The following is a 4206-nucleotide window of genomic DNA, read 5'->3' as shown; positions in this document are numbered from 1 at the left end:
CGTTCCGATGAGCAACCAAAAGGAAGCCGTACCCAAAAACCAGAGTACAATACGCGCCAATTGTGGATCGATATCCGCTTGTATTGGGTTTTTCTTCTTGGTGGAAACTACAGGTAACCCCTCTTCTTTGTGAATACTAATTAATCCTTTTTTGTCTTCCGCTGCCTCCTTCCCTGAGAGCTCTCCCTTGGTAAAAGTATAGTCGAGCGCTTCTTTTCGCTGCATGAAAACCTCTAAATCTTCTTCGGATAAATTTTCAAAATAATGGACCAAATCATCAATATCTCGCTTGATGATTTTTTTCTTCTGACTTTGAATGAGATGACGCACTTGAACCACCATCATCCAAATTCCAGCCAGTATGGGAATCATCAACAAGCCGATCGTAATCAATATACCAGGCTCCTCCATCAGCGGACGATCTTCGAGTTTCATAGACTTCTGAGCCCAAGCTGGAGATTGAAAACACAACGCTAATAGCAAGATTCCCCAGTGCTTTTTAGAACGGATCACCGCGCGTAATTGCTTTAATTGATTGGGTCTTAACTCCGTCAATTGGAACTCCTCTGCCCCACTAACTCGCATTTTACTCTTTTGATACGATTCTAGCAAGTTTTTAGCTTCTACATATAAAAAGACACAAGCCAACACTAAGAGCATTGCCATGAGAAGCACTAACAACACTGCGGTATAAGTTCCGTTAAACGAAAAGGTGAAAGGTTGCATCGTTTGTGTTTCTACCGCAATCGCTGGTGTAAAAAACAACGCTTTTAGCGGAACAAAACAGCTCGTAAAAAAGACAATTTTCATTCTAAGTATGTATTACAGTTTATTTCAAAGACAAGAACATCAAGAAGAAACCCTTTCTACATCCGATAGGAAATCGAAATTCCCTTTTCTTTGGTGTTTCTCCCTTATTTAGAGGCAAAGGTAAACCTCATCTAAACCACATGGATAGTTCAGATTCCAAAAACCAAACTAGACCAGAGTTGGTTGGGAGTTGTTCGTTGTTTTTGACAAGAATGAAACGGTTTTTGCCCAAGGCGATGAACCGAGTTATTACTATCAAATTGTGGAGGGAAAAGTCAAAATGAACAATTACAATGAAGACGGAAAAGAATTTATTCAAGGTTTGTTTTCCGATGGTGAAAGTTTTGGAGAGCCCCCCTTATTTTGTTCCGTGAATTATCCAGCCAATGCGGTTACACTTCAACCCACGCGTATTCTTTTGAGTAGCAAAAATGACTTCTATCGCTTGTTAGAAAATGAAAAGTCGAGCTGTTTCGATATTCTTCAAGCGCTTTCTTCTCGTTTGTACTATAAGTCAATTATGGCACCAGAGATTTCTTCTAATGATTCTGAAAAACGCATACTAACCCTACTCAGCTATATAAAAGAACAAAACAACGCCAACCAAAAGGAATATCAGGTTGATTTAACTAGACAACAAATTGCGGATAGGACAGGATTGCGCGTGGAAACGGTAATTCGAACCATCAAAGAAATTGAAGTGAAACAACAAATACGAATCCAAAAAGGGAAGTTGTTTTTTTAGGTTATCGGTTAAACATCCTAATCCTTCTAACCTTCCTCTCCCAACAACAATCAACCTCACCTAAACGCGCGATAAATAATCCCAACGCTAACGAACATCAAAACAGAGCCCAACAAAAAGGGTGCACCAGGTAACACACCACCAAAAGTATTCTACTGTCCTTTGTTGCTAAATGAATGATTTTTTCTTGAACTTCAATGGGCTTATACATCTAATTTTTTTTTAAAAATAAGAAAGTAAGAATAATACTACAATCCTTACTTCCATTTTTAGGCTTAAAAAGGCCTTTTTTTCTTTTTTTACTCCCTACAAAAAAACACAACAGCCTCATTTATAACGCATTAAAAAACCTTCATATAGGTTTGTTCGGGTCTCCTTCGGGTCTTCTTCGGTATTCCTTGGGTTTAAGGCCCTTTTACCGAACAAGACCCAAACAAGACCCAAACAAGGTCCGAACAAAGCCAAAACAAACGGGGAGTAAAACGGACCACTAAGATTCCGCAACTCATAAAAAAATAGTACCTTTAAAAGTAAAAATGAAAATCCTAGTTATTGAAGATGAAAAAGAACTGCGTGCTATTATGCAAGAATCTTTAACCAAAGAACACTATGTTGTAGAAGTCGCAGAAAACTACAGACAGGGAATAGACAAGCTCATTGGTTATGACTATGATTGCATCCTACTAGACATCATGCTTCCGGACGGAAATGGTATTGAGCTACTACGAGAAATCAAACGCATGGAAAAAGAAGATTCCGTCATTATCATTTCTGCTAAAGACTCCATCGACGACAAAGTATTAGGTTTAGAACTGGGTGCAGATGACTATTTGACTAAACCCTTTCACCTATCCGAACTACTCGCGCGAATTAAATCCGTACTCAGACGCAAAAATCAACAAGGGTTTCAAAGTATAAAGTGGAACAATGTGGAGGTTTTTATCGATGAACGTACCGTTTTAGTCGATGGTTCTCCCGTAACCTTAAATCACAAAGAGTTTGAATTACTGTATTATTTCGTCGTCAATGCAAATCGATTAGTGACCAAATCATCTTTGGTAGAGCAAATTTGGGGAGATAATATGGACGAAGCCGATAGTTATGACTTCGTCTATTCACAGGTTAAAAATTTGCGTAAAAAGCTCAAAACGAACCAAGCAGAAGTAAATATACAATCGGTTTATGGCATGGGATATAAACTTGTAAATGAATAAGATGAGATTACACAATTACATGTTAGGTTACCTCTCTATCGGAATTATACTTGTTCTAACTGCCTGGATTTTGCTTTTCTATGCTTTTATGACGGAGGAGATCTATGACAATATAGACGATGGACTCAAAAACAGCAAAACAGAGATCATCAAAAGAGCTTATACGAATCCCCATGTCGAGAGTTTTTTGCCCTTTACCTCCAGTGGTTTTCGCATTACACCACTAGCAGCAGGCGAATATTCAAAGAAAAACGTTTTTTCCACAGCGATGGTTTACATGGATAATGACGATAATGAAGAACCTGTTCGGATGCTGACCACTACCTTTGTCGATAAAAAAGGAGATAACTATCTGCTTGAAATACGTACCTCTACCATTGAAGCAGATGACCTGCTGAACGATTTCGGCCTTGCCGTACTCGCGTTATACCTTGCGCTATTGACAAGTATATACCTCATTAATCACATCCTTTTAAAACGCGCGGTGTGGAATCCCTTTTACCATTTAATAAACAACCTAAAAACCTATACCCTAGGTCAAGCCATCATCACCGCAAAAACACAAACCCCTATTAAGGAATTTACCGATTTACAGGGAGAAATCAATAAGATGATTCAACGTATCGAAGATATGGTTGAACAACAAAAAACGTTTGTGTCTAACGCTGCTCACGAATCTCAAACCCCCTTAGCTATTATCAACAACAAACTCGAACTCTTGGTAGAAGCGGAAGAATTAAATGAAAAACAAATCGATCAAATTCAATCCATCCATCAGAGCTTAACCCGCTTAATCAAACTCAATAAATCACTTTTGATGCTGACTAAAATTGAAAACAATCAATTCAGTCAATACCAAGACGTAAACCTCAATCAAGTGGTCCAAGCGATTGTAGCAGATTTTGACGACTTATTTACCTATAAAAAATTAACAGTTAGCGTAATAGAAACTGGTGATTCTTTTATCGTTACCATGGACAAAGGATTGGCCATTACCCTTGTGCAAAATCTGCTAAAAAATGCCATGATCCACAATCACGCTGAGGGAAAAATTGTCATCGAACTCAAACACAACTCTTTTTCCATAGCCAATACAAGCGATATGCAAACACCATTAGATGAAAAAGCCATCTATAACCGCTTTTATAGAAGCACCACCAATGAAGAATCCAGTGGATTAGGGTTATCCTTGGTACAAACCATCGTCAAAGTAACAGGATCCATCAAAATTCACTATGATTTTGATTCAATGCATCGCTTTACTGTTCACCGTTAACGGTGAACAGTGAACAGTGAACGGTGAACGGTAGATTTTTTTGAAATAGCAAGTGTTTTCTTTAAAAGCACAAACCTCACAACGAACAAACCTCACAACGAACAAACCTCACAACGAACAAACCTCACAACAAACAAACCTCACAACAAACAAACCTCACA

3 protein-coding genes and 1 pseudogene are annotated in these 4206 nt (G+C 38.3%); 3 read left to right on the top strand and 1 reads right to left on the bottom strand.

Going from position 1 to position 4206, the window contains the following annotated elements; translation table 11 throughout:
* A pseudogene (locus ACPDG9_RS15810) lies at positions 1-810 on the bottom strand (cbb3-type cytochrome c oxidase subunit I); the annotation flags it as partial.
* 190 nt (positions 811-1000) lie between these two features.
* Between ACPDG9_RS15810 and ACPDG9_RS15805 the strand changes: the two are divergent.
* The 3 genes from ACPDG9_RS15805 (at position 1001) to ACPDG9_RS15795 (ending at position 4045) form a co-directional block, all read left to right on the top strand.
* Entirely contained in the window at positions 1001-1555 is a 555-nt protein-coding gene (locus ACPDG9_RS15805) for a Crp/Fnr family transcriptional regulator (RefSeq protein WP_430528664.1), read from the top strand.
* A gap of 536 nt (positions 1556-2091) precedes the next feature.
* Positions 2092-2769 (top strand): response regulator transcription factor, encoded by a 678-nt coding sequence (locus ACPDG9_RS15800; protein ID WP_430528663.1) that lies wholly within the window; start codon positions 2092-2094, stop codon positions 2767-2769.
* Positions 2762-4045, top strand: a complete 1284-nt coding sequence (locus ACPDG9_RS15795; RefSeq protein WP_430528662.1) for a sensor histidine kinase — start codon at positions 2762-2764, stop codon at positions 4043-4045. Before ACPDG9_RS15800 ends, ACPDG9_RS15795 begins: the two co-directional genes overlap by 8 nt.
* Positions 4046-4206: the final 161 nt, after the last annotated feature.

This window comes from Myroides sp. C6-3 (genome assembly GCF_050522425.1).
Taxonomy (GTDB): domain Bacteria; phylum Bacteroidota; class Bacteroidia; order Flavobacteriales; family Flavobacteriaceae; genus Flavobacterium.
Note: the sequence above shows the minus strand (reverse complement) of the source record. Positions and strands in the feature narration are given on the sequence as shown.